The sequence below is a fragment of the Gordonia iterans genome (genome assembly GCF_002993285.1).
GTDB lineage: Bacteria > Actinomycetota > Actinomycetes > Mycobacteriales > Mycobacteriaceae > Gordonia > Gordonia iterans.
On record NZ_CP027433.1, the window covers coordinates 430443 to 447431 of the forward strand.

At 66.6% G+C, this 16989-nt stretch carries 16 protein-coding genes and 1 pseudogene; 10 read left to right on the forward strand and 7 right to left on the reverse strand.

Annotated features, from left to right (window positions below):
* Positions 1-2: 2 nt before the first annotated feature.
* From C6V83_RS01930 to C6V83_RS01950, 5 genes and pseudogenes are all read left to right on the forward strand, one after another.
* Positions 3-800 (forward strand): PrsW family glutamic-type intramembrane protease, encoded by a 798-nt coding sequence (locus C6V83_RS01930; RefSeq protein WP_105940977.1) that lies wholly within the window; start codon positions 3-5, stop codon positions 798-800.
* Positions 797-1696: a DUF5715 family protein gene (locus C6V83_RS01935; RefSeq protein WP_105940978.1), complete on the forward strand. Its 900-nt coding sequence runs from the start codon at positions 797-799 to the stop codon at positions 1694-1696. The genes C6V83_RS01930 and C6V83_RS01935 overlap by 4 nt, the downstream gene beginning before the upstream one ends.
* Positions 1678-3249 carry an asparagine synthetase B family protein gene (locus tag C6V83_RS01940; protein WP_199832570.1) on the forward strand — a complete coding sequence of 524 codons (1572 nt, stop codon included), beginning with the start codon at positions 1678-1680 and terminating at the stop codon, positions 3247-3249. Before C6V83_RS01935 ends, C6V83_RS01940 begins: the two co-directional genes overlap by 19 nt.
* Positions 3250-3696: 447 nt before the next feature.
* Positions 3697-3969, forward strand: a complete 273-nt coding sequence (locus C6V83_RS01945; RefSeq protein WP_105940979.1) for a hypothetical protein — start codon at positions 3697-3699, stop codon at positions 3967-3969.
* Between the two features lie 774 nt (positions 3970-4743).
* Positions 4744-5434: pseudogene (locus tag C6V83_RS01950) on the forward strand (RtcB family protein).
* 78 nt (positions 5435-5512) lie between these two features.
* On the opposite strand, the gene C6V83_RS01955 reads toward C6V83_RS01950, so the two are convergent.
* Together C6V83_RS01955 and C6V83_RS01960 are read right to left on the reverse strand one after the other, a co-directional pair.
* Complete coding sequence (locus tag C6V83_RS01955; protein ID WP_105940980.1) at positions 5513-5839, reverse strand: nuclear transport factor 2-like protein; 327 nt, start codon at positions 5837-5839, stop codon at positions 5513-5515.
* 37 nt (positions 5840-5876) lie between these two features.
* The gene (locus tag C6V83_RS01960; RefSeq protein ID WP_105940981.1) at positions 5877-6632 is read right to left on the reverse strand and encodes an SDR family oxidoreductase; all 756 of its coding nucleotides are present in this window, start codon (positions 6630-6632) and stop codon (positions 5877-5879) included.
* 60 nt (positions 6633-6692) lie between these two features.
* Here C6V83_RS01960 and C6V83_RS01965 point away from each other — a divergent pair, with 60 nt between their 5' ends.
* A complete protein-coding gene (locus C6V83_RS01965) occupies positions 6693-7379 on the forward strand; it encodes a TetR/AcrR family transcriptional regulator (protein ID WP_199832571.1) in 687 nt (228 codons plus the stop codon).
* A 12-nt stretch (positions 7380-7391) separates the two neighbouring features.
* On the opposite strand, the gene serS is transcribed toward C6V83_RS01965, so the two are convergent.
* Positions 7392-8648, reverse strand: a complete 1257-nt coding sequence (gene serS / locus C6V83_RS01970) for a serine--tRNA ligase (protein WP_105940983.1) — start codon at positions 8646-8648, stop codon at positions 7392-7394.
* A 56-nt stretch (positions 8649-8704) separates the two neighbouring features.
* On the opposite strand from serS, the gene C6V83_RS01975 reads away from it, so the two are divergent.
* The gene (locus C6V83_RS01975; protein ID WP_105940984.1) at positions 8705-9811 is read left to right on the forward strand and encodes a septum formation family protein; all 1107 of its coding nucleotides are present in this window, start codon (positions 8705-8707) and stop codon (positions 9809-9811) included.
* Positions 9812-9825: 14 nt separating this feature from the next.
* Positions 9826-10176, forward strand: coding sequence for a metallopeptidase family protein (locus C6V83_RS01980; RefSeq protein ID WP_105940985.1), 351 nt, complete (start codon positions 9826-9828; stop codon positions 10174-10176).
* 203 nt (positions 10177-10379) lie between these two features.
* On the opposite strand, the gene C6V83_RS01985 is transcribed toward C6V83_RS01980, so the two are convergent.
* From C6V83_RS01985 to pheA, 3 genes are all read right to left on the reverse strand, one after another.
* Positions 10380-11593, reverse strand: a protein-coding gene (locus C6V83_RS01985) for an IS3 family transposase (protein ID WP_234353794.1) whose coding sequence is annotated in 2 segments (ribosomal slippage) — positions 10380-11329 and positions 11329-11593 — 1215 coding nt in all. Because the reading frame shifts where the segments join, the coding sequence is not laid out codon by codon here.
* Between the two features lie 284 nt (positions 11594-11877).
* A complete protein-coding gene (locus C6V83_RS01990; protein ID WP_105940986.1) occupies positions 11878-12522 on the reverse strand; it encodes a histidine phosphatase family protein in 645 nt (214 codons plus the stop codon).
* On the reverse strand, positions 12519-13457 hold the full coding sequence (pheA, locus tag C6V83_RS01995) for a prephenate dehydratase (RefSeq protein ID WP_105940987.1): 939 nt from the start codon (positions 13455-13457) through the stop codon (positions 12519-12521). Before pheA ends, C6V83_RS01990 begins: the two co-directional genes overlap by 4 nt.
* A 134-nt stretch (positions 13458-13591) precedes the next feature.
* Here pheA and C6V83_RS02000 point away from each other — a divergent pair, with 134 nt between their 5' ends.
* Both C6V83_RS02000 and C6V83_RS02005 read left to right on the forward strand, forming a co-directional pair.
* Positions 13592-14332, forward strand: coding sequence for a DUF2470 domain-containing protein (locus C6V83_RS02000; RefSeq protein WP_234353817.1), 741 nt, complete (start codon positions 13592-13594; stop codon positions 14330-14332).
* Positions 14329-15009, forward strand: coding sequence for a class I SAM-dependent methyltransferase (locus C6V83_RS02005; RefSeq protein WP_105940988.1), 681 nt, complete (start codon positions 14329-14331; stop codon positions 15007-15009). The genes C6V83_RS02000 and C6V83_RS02005 overlap by 4 nt, the downstream gene beginning before the upstream one ends.
* Positions 15010-15191: 182 nt before the next feature.
* On the opposite strand, the gene C6V83_RS02010 is transcribed toward C6V83_RS02005, so the two are convergent.
* Complete coding sequence (locus C6V83_RS02010) at positions 15192-16598, reverse strand: alanine--tRNA ligase-related protein (RefSeq protein WP_105940989.1); 1407 nt, start codon at positions 16596-16598, stop codon at positions 15192-15194.
* Positions 16599-16989 lie beyond the last annotated feature (391 nt).

Genomic DNA, 16989 nt, shown 5'->3' on the forward strand with positions numbered 1-16989 from the left:
ACATGCAGACCACATTGACCTGGCGTACGGCCGGCTTCGGGATGCGCGCTGCCGTGGTGCTCGGCATGGCCGCAGCCGTCCTCTCGATCGTCGTCGTCGTCGTATCGGCACTGGACTCGACGGGGTCGGTCGTCGGTATCGCCGCGGCCGCAACGGTAGTGTGCGGATGCCTGTTCGCGGTGGTCGGCGTGCTGGTGGTTCCGCGAGGCGCCTTGACCAGGGCGCCGATGGTCGCGGCCCTGTGCTGGGGCGCGTTCGTCGCGCCCTCACTCGCGAGCTTCTTCAGTGTGTCCGGCGCGACGTGGGCGATCGCCCCGTTCATCGAGGAGACCCTGAAGCTGTGCGGAGTGGTTCTCGTCCTCCGCTGGTTCGGGCAGGTCACCGCCGTCCGTGGATTCGCCGTCGGTTTCGTCGTGGGCGCGGCCTTCGAGATCTATGAGAACATCCTGTACATCCTGATCCCGGATGTGCCTCCGGCGCCCGGAGCGGAGGCCGGCGGCGCGCTCGAGACCGCCGCGATCCGCCTGGTAGCCGGCTTCGGCCTTCATGCGATGACGGTGTCGATCACCGGCGCGGCTGTCGGCTACCTGATCGCACGCACCGGACGCGCCGTCGGCAAGCTGTCTGGACTTGCACTCGGAGCGGTGGTCCTGGTCCATTTGATCTGGAACTTCGGCTACGTTGCTGGGTTTGTCTGGGTGCTTCTGATGGGTCTGGACTACGTCGCGCTGGTGGTCGCCTTCTTCGTCGTCCGGAAGCGGGCGATGGCCGCTTCTCCGCCGACGGAGGCGAGCGCATGAGAACCGAGGGCGGGGACTTGACGCAGTTCCGGCATGCCGTCGACGCGATCGCCGAAACTCTCGACCCCTGGGCGCCGGCGCCGGAAGTGGCGCGAGCACTACCCGGGTTGATCGCGGATCAGCCCGCCGTGGAGGCAGTGCTCTCGGCGCACCCGAACGGGTATGCGGCTGCCGTGCGCGGACTGTGCGACGAAGCCGCGGCCTTCACACCGAACAGCCGCAGCTCGGCGCGCGACCTGGCAAGTCTGGTCCGCGTCCTGCTGCTCCATCTGGTCGACGTGATGTGGTGGGGCGATCAACCCGAACACACGGACTCATCGGCTGTTCTCGACGCGGACGACCTCGTCGATCTCGACGGGCTCCGTGACCGCGGTCGTCTGCGGTTCCGGTATCGGCACCAGGCCACGACGGCGCGGGCCCGGGTTGTCCGGGGTGTGCAACGCCGGCTTCCGTTCCCCTCTGGACCTCCCGGGGCGGGTCTCCGGTATCCGCGCGCACGGCCGGAGATCATCGCGTTACTCAATCTGATCGCCGATGAGTATTCGACGGAGCGCGGAGGAGCGGGGATCGGTGGCCTCCGCGAGGGGATCTGGGTCAACAGCGCTGCCCGCAGCGTCGCCCACCAGGAGCACCTGCGTGAGTTGGGCTATTCAGCGATGCGGCCGAGTTCGCACTGCAGCGGCTATGCCGTGGACATCGCGGTCGAGTGGTTACGGCCGAGCGGCGGTGACGAGGTGCTCAAGCAGATCTTGATCGAGTGGCAACAACGCGGCGAGATCAATGTGATCGACGAAGGACCCGCCTGGCATGTCTGCCCGGCACCGGACAGCATGGCGCGATTGCGCGCGCTCTACGACCTGCAGATGAAGGATGAACCGTGTGCGGAATCGCATTGATCGCCGGTGACGGCGCGCGAGAGCGCGACCTGGACTCCATGATGGCGGCGATCGCAGGCCGTGGTGAGAGCGATGAGCGGCACTCGGCGCCCGGGGTGGTGGCCGGGACCCAGCGCCTCAAGATCGTCGATCGCGAGCATGCGCGGCAGCCGTGGCGTTCGTCCGACGGGCAGTGGCTGCTCTGCTACAACGGCGAGGTCTTCAACCACGGGGAGCTCCGCACTGAGCTGCGCGCGCGGGGACACGACCTCCGCTCGGAGTCCGATACCGAGGTGGTCCTCGCGGCGTTTCAGGAGTGGGGTCTCGACGCGGTGCAGCATTTGCGCGGCGAGTTCGCCTTCGCCGTCGTGCATCTCGGCACCGGCGAGGTGTACTTGGCGCGAGATCCGATCGGCGTGAAGCCGCTGTATTACAGCTGGCGGCACGGCCGCATTCACGTGGCCTCAGAGGTCAAGGCGCTCACCGGATTCGGCGCGCGGATCTCCGAGGTGCCGCCGGGCCACCACGGGTTGACGGACGGATGTTCGGGGCCTGTCCTGAGTCCGTACTTCGATCTGCTCGACGGCAGACGAGCCGGTGAGCCGATCGACGATCCTGACGACGCGGCAGCGCTGATCCGTTCGACACTCGACGACGCCATCGAGGTCCGCATGAACACAGACCTGCCGGTCGGTGTGGTGCTGTCCGGTGGTCTGGACAGCTCGGTGGTGCTGACGAAGGTTCACGAGCGTCACCCCGACTGTGTGGCGTTCACCATCGGACGGCCGGGCAGCGAAGATCTGGCCTACGCCAGGCGGCTGACCGCCGACCTCGGGGTGCGGCACGAGATCATCGACCTGCGACCCGGGCAGATCGGCCTGCCACAGATTCGCAGGGCAATTGTCCAAAGCGAGCTCACAGAGTACGGCGACGTGATCAACGCGGTCGTGTCGATCCCGTTGTTCGAGCGGATCCGCGAATGCGGGATCAAGGTGGTCTTGACCGGTGACGGCTCCGACGAGTTGTTCGGCGGCTATCCGATGTATCACACGATCGATGCCAACCAGGCTGACCGGCTCTTCGTCTACAAGTTGCGCAACCTCGGACGGACCGAGCTGCAGCGAGTCGACCGATCGAGCATGGGGCAGGGTGTGGAAGCCCGCGTCCCCTTCCTGGACAAGGAAATGCTCGACGTCGCCATGCGTATACCGCTCACTCTGAAGATCGCGGGAGAGCAGGAGAAGTGGCTGGTCCGGCGGGCCTACGCCGATGTAGTGCCCGAGTACATCCTGCGTCGGCCGAAAGCCGGAATGTCGTACTCTTCCGGACTGCACGACCGAGCGCGGCTGTTCAAGCCGTTATTCCCGGGTATGTATCGGCGACTGGCCTACGATTTGCACGAACCCATGCGGCGTGACTTCGACTCGGTGCTGGAAGCGTCCGGTGACGACCTCGACCTGGCGATCGCGAGCGCGGTAAGACGACCCGACTACCGGCTCGGCGAACGCGTCCGCGATCTAGCTGGCGCGGTGCGCTGGAACCTGCAGTCGGCGTTGAGCGGACGCGTCGGATGACCGCATACGCCGCTTTGTGGGTACGGCCCAGAACTGTGCATTTGTGGTGCAGAGCACCCCTCGCGATACGCGGCTGAAGTGGCATGAAATTTCGAAAAATTCGGATTCTTGCTAATTGTTGTCCGCAGATTCGGAGGCGCGGATCTGACGGGGTAGACTCGCCGTTGAATGATCCGAAGAACGAGTCTTCCATGGACCGCACGAAGGTGCTGAGAAATAACGAAGCCGTCGATCCAGGAAAGAAGCCGTCGCCCGGTTCTCGATCCGCGCCGGCTGGAGAATTGGCCAGGGTGGTTGAGTGGGGATCCCCGGTCGAAACCAGATGCTCCTCGCCCGGGGCGCACAAACTGCCCGCCCTTCAGGCGGCACCGTCGCGAATCAATTCGATCTCGACACCTCAGACGACGACACAGTGTCGTCGTTGACCACACAGAAACGGAGCCTCTTATGACCGATCATCCCAACGGAGCGCCCGAGCAGCAGTCCGGGAAGGCCACGCTCGCCCTCGTACTGGCGATCGTCTCTCTGGTCCTGCCGTACGTCTGGTTCATCCTCGCGATCGCCGCGATAGTCGTGGCGCGGACCGCGCAGACGGAGATCACCCAATCCGGCGGGCGCATCCTCGGGGCGGGGCGGGCACGCACGGCGGCCATCATCGGATGGATCTCCCTGGTGCTCGGTCTGCTGGCGACAATCGCCCTCCACACCGTTCTGCAGTAGTCCAGGCAGGCCTCACCCGTCGGCGGCGGTCCTGCCGTGAAGGGGTGACGAGGAACACTAGTCTCCGCGGGGTGCTTCGGCAGGGCGTCGTGGACGGCATTCAGGGCGCAGTGCGCTCTTTGAGGACCGACTGCTGGGCTCTCGCACCGTGATGAAGTGGGGATTGTTCGGGTCGACCAGTGATGCGTGGTTCGCGCCCGGAATCATCACGCACGTGGACTTCGCCGCGCTTCTTGGCCGCGGCGACGTAGGGTGATCGTCGGATGTCGGCGGATCGATGTTCTGAATCGGATCGACCAGGCGTAGCGCCCAGCGATCTGTCGGAGCCGACGCCAGCGCCGACGGCATCGTGTCGAATTGAAGGCATGACTGACGGAGTGGGCGCGCCGTCGGATCGGACTGGTTGGCGGCATACAGGCTGACCGGGGGGGGGGGGAGACCGCGTTGATCATTCCTCGCTGCAGTGCGGCGAAGGCGGCGTCCTGAATCGAAGGAGATGATTCCAGTGGCTTTTCGGATATCGCTTCGCGGGCGCGGCTCTTTGCCGGAAGCTTCGAGGGTGAACTCCGCGGAGCCGGCTTCGGCGCCGACCCGCAGTCCGTAGGTATGCCGGGGTCGACCTGCGGGCATGCGCCGACACGTGGCATCGACATTGACCAGTTGGCGATTTCGTTCACCAGGTCGACGTCGAGTCCGGTGGGCAACGTTTCGACAGGGCCAGTTTCAAAGGCTTGGCCATACAGGATCGAAATGCTGTGAGCCCTCGAGTACGGGATCGAGGAGTACGAGATCGAGCAGGCTGCGCTGAACCAGCTGCGCAACATCGCCTCGCTGGAGTCCGCCCGCCAGGTGGCCGTCATGCCCGACGTACACCTCGGTAAGGGCGCGACGGTCGGGTCGGTGATCGCGATGGAGGACGCCGTCTCGGCGGCGCAACCACCTCATCGAGGTGTGCCTGGACGCCGACGACGCGGTGTGGCTGACGCCGCACCCGGGTTCGCGGAACATCGGCAAGGAGCTCGCCGAGCGGGACATCGCGACAGTGAAGGGGCTGGCGCACAACCAGGATCTGCCCGATCGGGACCTGGCCTGCTTCCTGGCCCGCTCCGACGAGATGAACGCATACCTATACGACCTGCGGTGGGCCCAGGACTACGCGGCCCATTCGCGGACGGTGATGATCGGGCTGTTCCGCGTCGCCGTGGCCGGGCACTTCCGGCAAACCGGATTCGATGTACTCCGCGTCGCACGGAGCGGGCCTGCGAATGAGCCGGACCGCAGCCAAGAAGGCGTCACTGTCGACGATCTGCGTGCGCGGACCGACGGTGTCGAGTGCCGGAAGGATGCAGGCGCGGTCGACGAGATCCCGGGTGCCTGCAAGGACCTGAACCAGGTGATCGAGGCGCAGTCCGGCCTGGTGGAGGTGGTCAACCGTCTGTGGACTGTCGTCTGCGTGAAGGTCTGAGACTCCCTGCCCGGGGTGGTGTTGTCGACCGGGACGGCCGACAACACCACCTTCGGGCGATCTTCGCTCAGCGTCGGGTCAGCCCTCGCGGATGGTCATCTTGGCCAGCTTGTCGCCGGCGACGTCGAACACGAAGATCGACCGGCCGTTCGCGTGGTTCGAGCGCCAGTCGCCGGTCACGGTGATCTGGCCGGGTCCGGTCTGGACGTCCTCGACGGCGAGAGTGCCTCGCGAGCCGATGAACTCCTTGTCGCTCCAGAGCTTGATCGCTTCGCGGCCGGTGAAGATGCGACCCCAGTCGTCAACGGCTCCGTCGGGGACGAAGGCGTCGAGGAAGGCCTGCTCATCGTGGGCGTTGACGCGCTCGAGGAAGGACGCGACGGGTTCGGGAACTGCGGGTGTCATGGTGGCTCCTTGACCTGGTGTTTCAGTCGACGCTCGGTCAGCGGGTCGTGTAGCCGCCGTTGGCGAAGATGGTCTGGCCCGTGATCCACCAGCCGTCAGTAGCCAGGAAGAGGACGATGGGGGCGATGTCCTCGATGTGAGTGAGCCGGTTGCCCATGCCCTGGGACTTATGGAACTCGACGCGCTCGGGGGTCTCCTGCCCGTAGAAGAACGGGGTGTCCATCGGCCCGGGGGCCACCGAAGTGACCGAGATGCCGCGGTCGGCGAACTCCTTGGCCGCCGCCCGGGTGAAATGCTCCACCGGGGACTTGCCGCCGGCATACGTCGAGTACCCGTCCGTGAACGCGGCCAGCAGCGCGGTGACGATTGTGATGACCTTGCCGTTGTCGGCGAGATGCGTCCCTGCCTCCTTCAGGAAGAAGTAGGCGGACTTGGCGTTGACGTCGAACATCGTGTCGTACTCGGCTTCGGTGGTCTCCACGATGGGTTTGCGCAGTACCTTGCCGACGGTGTTGACCGCGACGTCGATCGTGCCGATGGCGGCCTCGGCTTCGGTGAACAGCCGCGTGACGTTCTCGGGAACGGTGAGATCCGCCTGGATCAGCACGCCCTTGCCGCCATTGGCCTCGACGGCGGCCAAGGTCTGCTCCGCGTCCGCCCGGCTGGAGTCGGAGTTGAAGTGGATGGCGACGTTCGCACCGGCTTCGGCGGATCTCCGTGCGATCAGTCCGCCGAGGTTCTTCGCGCCACCGGCGATGAGGACGTTCTTTCCCGCGAGGGTGTACTCAGTCATGAGGTCTCCGTAACGTAGGTATGTATCACCATATCGATGATACAGGATTAGCATAGCAGTATGACAACAGTGGCGGGAAGCGATACACGGGAGCGGATGATCGTGGCGGCGGCCGACCTGATCGCCTCCGCCCCGGGCGAAGACTTCTCACTGCGCGCGGTGTGCGACGCGGTGGGCGTCAAAATGCCCACGCTCTACCACTTCTTCGGCTCCAAGCAAGGCCTGATCGAGGCGGTGATCGAGCGCGGCTTCGACCTCTACTTGGGGGAGAAGGCCGCGATGGAGTCGTCCGGGGACCCGATCCACGACATTCGCGCAGGGTGGGACGCGCACGTGGCCTTCGGTCTCAGCAATCCGGGCTTCTACACACTGATGTACGGAAAGGTGCGGCCCGGCTACTCGCCCGCTGCACAGGCGAGGGCGAGCGCCCTCCTGCGCGCGTTGACGGCGAAAGCAGCCGACCAGGGTCGGCTGATTGTGCCCGCCGAACAGGCCGCGGCGCACGTGCTGGCTACGAATATCGGCGTCACCTTGCGCCAGATCATCGAGGCGTCGCCCGACCCGATCCTGTCGAGTGCCGTTCGGGAGGCCACCATCGCCGCGATCACCGGAACCGGTGCGCGCACGGACGATTCGCTGGCCGCGGCGATCGAGATCGCGGCGTCCCGGCCCGAGGTGCTCGGTCCGACGCAGACGCGGCTGCTGGTCGAGTGGTTGACCGAGCTGGGCAACCGCGAACGCGGCTGAGTCGACTGCGGGTCAGCGCGGCTCGATGACCTGGAACCCGGTGAAGGTCGCGAGCTCGTTGGGGATCACCACGGAGCCGTCGGGCTGCTGGTGGTTCTCCAGGATCGCCACCAGCCAGCGGGTGGTCGCGAGGGTGCCGTTGAGCGTCGCGGCGATCTGCGCCTTGCCGTTCTCGTCGCGGTAGCGGGTGGCGAGTCGTCGTGCCTGGAAGGTGGTGCAGTTCGACGTCGAGGTCAGCTCGCGGTACGTGTTCTGCGTCGGGATCCAGGCCTCGCAGTCGAACTTGCGCGACGCCGAGCTGCCCAGGTCGCCGGCGGCGACGTCGATCACCCGGTACGGCACGTCGATGGCGGCCAGCATCGACTTCTCGAAGTCGAGCAGCCGCTGATGCTCGGCTTCGGCGTCTTCGGGACGGCAGTAGACGAAGCCCTCGACCTTGTCGAACTGATGCACGCGGATGATGCCCCGGGTGTCTTTGCCGTACGAGCCGGCCTCGCGGCGGAAGCACGTCGACCAGCCGGCGTAGCGCTTGGGGCCGTCCGAGAGGTCCAGGATCTCGTCGGCGTGGTAACCGGCGAGCGGCACCTCGGAGGTCCCGACGAGGTAGGCGTCGTCTTCTTCCAGGTGATAGACCTCGGCGGCGTGGGCACCGAGGAATCCGGTGCCGCCCATCACCTCGGGACGCACCAGTACGGGCGGGATCATCATCGTGAAGCCGGCCGCGGTGGCTTTGGCTGCCGCCATGTTCAGCAGTCCGAGCTGCAGCATGGCGCCCTGACCGGTGAGGAAGTAGAAGCGCGAACCGGACACCTTGGCGCCGCGTCCCATGTCGATCAGGCCCAGGCTCTCACCGAGCTCCAGGTGGTCCTTCGGTTCGGCGATCTCGCGCGGGGTGCCGACGTGCTCGAGCACCACGTAATCGTCCTCGCCGCCGGGTGGGGTCTGCGCGGAGACGATGTTCGAGATCGCGCGATGCGCCTCGGCCGAAGTCTGCTCGGCGTCGTTCTGCCGGGATACCGCCGCCTTGACCAGGTCGGACAGCTCCTTCGCGCGGCTCAGTAACGCGGATTTCTCGTCCCCGGCGGCCTTGCCGACCTGCTTGCCGAGGCCCTTCTGCTCCGCCCGCAGCGCGTCGGCTTCGACGATGGCGGCGCGGCGCGCGGCATCGGCGTCGAGCAGCCGGTCGACCAGGGCCGGGTCCTCTCCGCGAGCGCGCTGGCTGTCCCGGACCAGATCGGGGTTCTCCCGCACAATCTTCAGGTCAATCACGACTCAAACCCTACTCGGAACACACCGCGCGAGGTCAGCAGGCATGATGGACGACGATGAGTGCTCCCGATGTTGACGCCACCGGCCCCGAGGATTCCGCCCCGGCCCGCCGGACTAGTGCCGCGCGCCTGGCCGCGGTGCTGGTCGCGGTCTTGGTCGGCGCCCTGGTGGCGGGAACCGTGATCTACACTCGCGGCGGGTTCTCCGAGGCCGGCGGCCTGGGCGAGACCGTGATCGGCGAAGGCGGCTCGTATGCCGAGACCGACTTCACCCGATCGGCGCCGGGCGACTGCCTGACCTGGAACGACGACGCGGCCGAGACGCCCACCAAGGTGCCGTGCACCGAACCGCACCGGTTCGAGGTCGCCGGTACCGTCAACACCGCACAGTTCCCGGGATCCGAGTTCGGCCTCGATGCGCCGGCGCCCACCCCGGAACGGTACGCCGAACTCCGCGATGAGCACTGCGGAGTGATCGTCGAACGCTACCTCGGCGGCGGTCTGGATCCGCAGGGCCGCTTCGCGGTCGGTCTGATGTTCCCGTCGAAGGCGCAGTGGGATCGCGGCGCCCGGGTGTTGCGGTGCGGCATCGAACAGCCCGGCCCCGGCGGCGTCCATCAGGAGTTCGCCGGGCGCGTCGCCGACAGCGATCAGTCGTTCGCCTGGCCCGACGGGACCTGCATCGGGATCGACGACGCCACCCGCAAGCCGACCGCCGAGCCGGTCAACTGTGCCGAACCGCACGCCTTTCAGACGACCGGGGTCGTCGACCTGTCGCAGCGCTTCGGCGCCCGCGACTCCGGCCGCCCGTGGCCGAGTGTGGCCGACCAGAACCAATACCTGCAGACCATCTGTCCCAATCGGACCAACCGCTTCTTCGGCGGCGTCCAGAAGTTCCGGGAGACGACGCTGAACGTGCAGTGGTCGGTGATCTCCGAGGTCAGCTGGAACACCGGCAGCCGTCGCGTCGTCTGCTACGTCGCCCTGCCCGACCGCGGGGGATTCGCCAAACTCGTCGGCGATGCCCGCGAACAGGTGCTGATCAACGGCAAGATTCCGACTCCGCCCGCGCAGGGACCGCCCGGCCGCGCGCTGCCGACCCCGGTGCCGCTGCCCCCCGGCTACTCGCCGAACGATCAAGAGGTGCCGGCCCCGGCCGGCTGAGGAGACGCACGCCCGTGGCCGTGAAGATGTCCGACGCCGACTTCGAGATCCTCGTCGGCGAAGCCCTCGACCTGCTGCCCGCCGAACTCATGAACGCGATGGACAACGTCGTGATCATGATCGAGCCGTACAATCCGGAGAACCGGAACCTGCTGGGGCTCTACACCGGCGTCGCGCTGACCGAACGCACCCACGATTACGCCGGCTTCCTTCCGGACACCATCGAGATCTACCGGGAGATCATCCTGTCGATCTGCCGCACACCCGACGAGGTGCGCGAGCAGGTGGCCGTCACGGTGCTGCACGAGATCGGGCATCACTTCGGCATCGACGACCACTGGCTCGAAGAGCACGGCTGGGGCTGAGCCCGGCCTGGTCCGGGTGGTCCTTTCGACTCGCCTCGTCGCTGCGCTCCTCGTCGGCTCAAGGGGCGGTTAGGCGGCTCCTCGACTCATGTAGCTCGTTGAGCCGGGTGAGGAACGAGCCCGTGTCGAAACGCCGGGAGTCCATCCTTTCGACTCGCCTCGTCGCTGCGCTCCTGGGGTTGACCCCGTTTCGTGGACATCGGTTAAGCGGCCTGGCTGGTCGCTTCGCGAATCGTGATGTCTTCGAAGACTGCGGGAGCGATATTGCCCAGCGCGCTGTGTCGTCTTCGTTGATTATAGAATTGGTCGATCCACCGGGACACGGCGGTCACTGCGCTGGTGCGGGTGGCGAACTCGCGCCGGTCGTAGAATTCCGATTTCAGAGTCGACCAGAAGCTCTCTTGCTGGGCGTTGTCCCAGCACACCCCGGTACGCCCGACCGACTGGCGGACACCGAGTTCGCCGGCGACCGCAGCGAGTTGTGCGGAGGTGTACTGGCAGCCGCGGTCGGCATGGAAGATCACTCCGGCAGTCGCGCCGGTAGCCCGATCGCGGAAGGTGTGGGCGTTGCGTAACGCGGTCTCGACCAGGTCGGTGTGCAGCGAATCAGAGAATGCGTATCCGATGACTCGCCGTGAGCAGCCGTCGCGGACCGCACACAGGTACAGCCATCCCTGTCCGGTGCGCAGATACGTGATGTCCGAGGTCCACACCACGTTCAGTGCGCCCTGGTCGAAGTCACGGTTCACCAGGTCGGGGATCGAGTGCGGACTCTGGTCGGCGATGGTGGTCGCCGGCTTCCACGAGCGTGGACTGATTCCTTTAATTCCGTTGTTGCGCATGAGTTTTGCCACCGTCTTACGGGAGACGACCTCGCCATCGTCTCGTAGATCATCCACGATCCGCGGCGCCCCGTACACCCCTCCGGAGGCTTGGTGGGCGGCGGCGATCTTGGCCGTCAACTCGGCCTGTCGTTGCCGGCGTGGACTCGGGTCGCTGTCTCGGCGGGCACGCCAGGCGTAGTAGCCCGAGCGTGAGACGCCCAGGAGCCGAACGCACCGGCTGACGCTGTACTCGGCCTTCTCCGCCTCGATCAGTGCGAACGCCTCGACGGGTTCGACTGCTCGGCCGCGAAGAAGGCCGCTGCTTTTTTCAAGAACTCCCGATCCAGCCGCAACTCGGCGACCTCGCGGCGCAGCCGCTCAAGCTCGGCACGTTCATCAGCGTCGATCGCTGGTGGCGGGTCAGCCATCTCCGCGCGTTCCTTGGCCACCCACTTGCCCAGGAGCTGCTCGCCCACACCGATCTCGCGGGCCACCTCAGCAATCGTGCGCCCGGTATCGATCACCAGACGCGCAGCATCGGTCTTGTACTTCGGGCTGTAGGTCTTACGTTGTCGAGAACCCATGAGGTCCATCCTCTCGCGCCGGCACGAAACCGGCGATCAGGATGTCCACTCAACGGGGTCAACCTCACTCCTCGTCGGCTCAAGGGGCGGTTAGGCGGCTCCTCGGCTCAAGGGGCGGTTAGGCGGCTCGTCGGCTCAAGGGGCGGTTGGGCGGCTCGTCGGCTCAAGGGGCGGTTGGGCTCCTCGTCGGCTCTAGGGGCGGTTGGGCTCCCTCGTCGGCTCAACGGGCGGTTGGGTAGCTCGTTGAGCCGGGTGAGGAACGAGCCCGTGTCGAAACGCCGGTGAACCGAAGGTCAACCCAGCGGTTCCACCTCGGGCGAGACGAAGTCGGTGACGCTGCCCCAGCGTTGCAGGGCCCATCCGTCGGACGTGCGTTCCAGTTCCACGGTGTCGGTGTTGCGCAAGTGGTTGCGCATGGCGAACTCGGGATCGACGCCGGCCAGGTGCGCGGCCACCAGCCGGATCGCCGCGCCGTGTGAGACCAGGTAGACGTCGCGCGGCTGGTCTCCGGTCAGATACTGCGCGTCGAGCCGTTCGATGACGGGCACGTACCGGCGATGAACCATCTCCAGTGATTCGCCGCCGGGCATGGCGACGTCCAGGTCGCCGTGATGCCAGGCATGGACGACGTCGCGGAACTTCTCGTGGGCCTCCCGGTCGCTGCGCCCTTCAAGTTCGCCGACCTGGATCTCGTGGACGTCGTCGATCGGCGAGGTGTCCAGATCCCAGGCGGAGGCGATCAGCTCGGCGGTCTGGCGTGCACGGTTCGCCTGGGAGCTCAAGAGCACTGCGGGGACCTGCAGCGGGTTGCTCAATCCGAACCGAATCCCCTGGCGCGCACCGAAATCGGTGAGGTGAGCTCCGGGCAGTGCGGTATCGAGTTGCTGGAGGACGTTCGCGGTGGTCTCGCCGTGCCGGACCAGGTACAGGCGGCTCATGTGCCCTCGCCTCCTCGGCGCAGCGCGGTGAACCACGCGAGGCTCTCCTCGTGGTCGGGAGGCGGCGACGCTCCGCCGTTGCGGTCGGCGGGCCACGAACCGAGGAATAGGACGCGCTCGACGCTGCGGTGCAGTGCGCGGAGGGCCTCGCCGACGGCGGCGTCGTCGATATGGCCGGCGGCGTCGAGGTAGAAGCGGTACTGTCCGACGCCTCCCGCGCCGCGCGGGCGAGACTCGATCCGGGTGAGATCCACACCGCGCGTGGAGAACTCGGACATCGCGGAGACCAGGCTGCCGGGGCGGTTGGGAAGATCGAGGATCACCGAGGTGCGGTCGGCGCCGGTGCGCGGCGGAGGAGGCCCGGGCCGTCCGAGGAGCAGGAAGCGGGTGACCGCATCGTCGGCGTCGGCGACGTTCTTGGCCAGTGGGGTCAGACCGTGGAGTTCGGCGGCGATCGGCGTGGTGACCGCTGCGTCTGCACGGCCTTCTGACACATCAAGCGCCGCACCGGAATTCGACGATGCGGGGACGAACTGCGCGTTCGGGAACCGCTCGCCGACGGTTCTCCGCACTTGAGCGGAGGCCACCGGGTACGCGGCGACGGTGCGGACCTGTTCGGCGGGCAGCGTCGTGCGCGCGGCGATGGTGAACGCGATGTCGAGGGCGACCTCGGCGTAGGCCTGGACCCGGTGTTCGCCCGCGCGGGGGACGAGCGCGTCCATCGTCGCCGGGACCGACCCTTCGAGTGAACTGTCGATGGGCACGCACGCGTAGTCGACCGCACCGCTGCGGAGCATGGCGATGGCAGCAGCCGGGGAGTCGGCGGGCACCGCCTGTGCGTCGTCGTCGAACGTCACGGCCCGCGCGTCGAGCAGTCGTTTCAGGGCCATCTCGGTGAAGGTTCCGGCGGGTCCGAAGTAAGCGAAGACGGGCACAGGTCCAGAGTATCTGGTCGGCGATCTGGTCCGTGCTGTTGACGAGAGACCGAGGGCACCCTAAGTTAGGTAACCATAACTAAGGCTTGCCTAAAGGGTCCGAGCGACGGGCCCGACGATCCAGGAGGACCCGGATGCAGGGAACCGAACCCGTGGCCATGCCCGTCCCGTGCGACGCCGAGCGCATCCAGACCGCATGCCGCCGCGCGCACGAGGGCACGCTCTCGGTCGACGGTTGTACGCCCGCAGCGGTCGGCATGGTGCATCTCTTCGAGTCTGAGGCGTTCATGGTGGTGCCCGACGACGGTGAGGTCCGCGAGCAGGCCGAGACCGCGCTGGACGGGCTCCCGGCCATGCTCGAATTGGCCGACTGCGCGCCGATCAGCCTCCGCGAGCGAGTGCGATCGCTGATCTGGCTCTCCGGGCGCGTGCACGCCGTCCCGGCCGAACTGGAGCGCGAACTGGCCGTGGAGATTGCGGGCGATCACCCGGATGCCCGGCTCCTCGACATCGGCCACGGTCATTGCCTGCTCCGTCTCCACCTGGACAACGCGGTGATCGCCACCGCCGCCGGGGCCGCCGCGGTCGACGCCGCAGCGCTCTCGTCGGCCGAGCCGGATCCGTTCTGGGAGTACGAAGGTCAGTGGCTCAGCCACCTCGACGCCGATCATCAGGATCTGGTCTACCGGCTCGCCAGCAAGTTCCCCGAACATCTCCAGCGTGGCCGCGTCCGCCCGCTCGGGCTCGACCGTTTCGGCATCACGTTCCGGATCGAGACCCCCGACTCGGACTCGGACGTCCGTCTCTCGTTCGAGCGTCCGTGCCAGGCGGTCGGCGACCTGTCCGAGGCCCTGCACGACCTCGTCGAGCAGTGACCTCCACCGTGTCGCGGCGCTTCGCCGAGCAGAATGCCCTGGGGTACGACGCCCGGATAGTGAACCTGGTTCCGGGGTACGCCGAGCTGCATGAGATCAGCGCGGCCGTCCTCGCCGCCCGGATGCCAGAACGCGCTCGCGTTCTGGTGGTCGGCGCCGGGACCGGAACCGAGACGCTCGCCCTCGCGCGGACCAGCCCGGGCTGGGAGCTGGTCGGCGTCGATCCGTCGCCGGACATGCTGTCGATCGCACGCCGTCGTGCCGCCGCGGAGTCGCTGACCGGAGTCACGTTCCACGAGGGGTACGTGGACGACCTGCCCCTCGACGAGCCCTTCGACGCCGCCGTCAGCCTGCTGGTGATGCACTTCGTGGCAGGGGCCGAGGCCAAACGCGCCTATCTCGGATCGATCGCCGCCCGGCTCCGGTCGGGTGCGCCGCTGCTGCTCTGCGACCTGATGGAGCACGACGAGGACGATCTGGACGTGATGGCCGAGTACGCCGCTGCCCGCGGTGTGGGCGAAGAGGCACTCGCCGGGATCGCGCAGCGGCTGCGGAACGACTTCCACCCGCTGAACGACGACGGACTGGCTGCGCTCGCCGACGAGACGGGCTTCGCCCGGCCCCGGCCGTACTTCCGGGGCGTCGCCTTCGTCGCGAACGAGTTGCGCCGGGGGTGAGCCGGTCAGGGGGCGGAATCGTGGTCGCCAGGTGACTTCGACGCCGCCTCGTCGGTCGTGGACGAGGATTGCCGCGACCTGCCATCGGCGAACCCGTCATACTCACCGACCGGAATCTGCCCCGCCACCAACACTCCGAGCCAGCTCAGGCCGGACGCCTCCTCGGCAGCAGGCGAATCGGCCTATTTGACGCCGAGCCTGGTGCCCGCCTGGGACCGTTCACGCTGCTGGCGCAGGCACTCGTCGAAATCAGTGCGCCATGATTCTTCGACCGGGAGGCCCCGGCTTGCGGCCTCGTCCGTGGAGAGCTCGACCGGGAAACCGTAACGGTCGTAGAGAATATAGAAATCGTCGCCGGTGAGCGGACGATTCTCCTTGCTCAGGCGGCGCAGTTCACGCAGTCCTTTACCCATCGTCCGGCGGAATGCGCGCTCTTCTTTGGTGAGCGCTTCGAGGATCTCATCCGACGCGCCGGCCAGGGCCGGATAGGCGTCGGCGTACGTCTGGATCACCACGCGTGCGACCTCACCGATCGCCCCCGCGCCGAGTTCCAGCGAATGTGCGAACCGGATTGCGCGTCGCAGCAATCTGCGCAAGACGTACCCGTGCTCCTTGCTGCCCGGTGCGACTCCGTCGGCGATGAGGAACACCGCCCCACGCACGTGGTCGGCGATGATGCGCATGGCACGGGTCTGCTCGTCGTAGGAGGCGCCGGAGAGCTCCTGCAGCTTCACGATCAGCGGCCAGAGCGTTCCGACCCGGTACACGTCCGGACTGTCGAGGGCTGCGGCGGCGATCCGCTCCAGCCCGCCGCCGTAGTCGACGTTGCGACGCCCCAGCGGGCGCAGGCCCGACTCGGTGCGCGAGTACTGCATGAAGACGGAGTTCCCGATCTCCAGAAACTGGCCGCCGTCTGAGTTCGGGTGCGAGCACGGACCGAACGAGGTGTCGTGTTCCACCTGCGGGAAGTAGTAGAAGATCTCGGTGTCGGGTCCACCCGGATCCCCGAGCGGCATACTCTCCGGTCCACCAGCCCGCGACCACCAGTTCTTGTCGCGGTAGAAGCAGATCCTTGCGCCCCCGTGCCCCTCCGCGTTTCCCCGTTCTTCGGTCTCCAGGTCGACGCGGTCGCAGCTCACCCCGGCCGCCGTGAACAACTCCGCCCAGACGTCGGCGCTCTCGTCGTCCCGAGTGATGCCCAGCGCAGGGTCCCCGGAGTAGACGCTCACATACAGCCGATCCGGGTCCAGCCCGACGTAGTCGACGAGAAAGCCCCACACCATCTCGATCTGCTCGCGCTTGAAGTAGCTTCCCAGACTCCAGTTGCCGAGCATCTCGAAGAAGGTCGTATGCCGGTTGTCGCCGACCTCCTCGATGTCCTGCGAGCGCACGCACGGCTGCACGTCGGCGAGACGCTCGCCGGACGGGTGCTCGGCACCGAGCAGATACGGCACCAGAGGCTGCATACCACTTCCCGTGAAGAGCGTCGTCGAGTCGCCTCTTAGAACCAGCGGAGCCCGCTCCAGGATGACGTGACCAGACCCTTCCGTCCGTTCGAGGAATCCCCTGCGAATATCGTCTATGTCCACTCCGACAATGTCCTTCCACGACCATAGTTCAGCGTTCAAGCGGTCCTCGATCAGGCCACTTCAAAGCGCCAGGGCGATAATGTGATGAGGACGGTACAGCACTCTCCGATCACGCTGCAAGCACTTGGTTTCGATTGGCGGAAATGGCTCCTGGGGAGTCTTTATAGATTCCAGTGAAGGTGCATCGATGCCTGCCGGCATGCTCCCGAACGAACTGTAAACCTGCAGCTCATCTCGGCCTTTGCAAGAAGTATGAGGCCAGCTCAGTGGAGGACATACGGATCGAACGTATCGAAGGCGCCCCGTCCGGCGCATCCCCCTCGCCCCTCATATTAGGGTGCCGATAACACTACCGATAAGTTCCGTGGTCGGCAAGCGCTAATGTCGATCA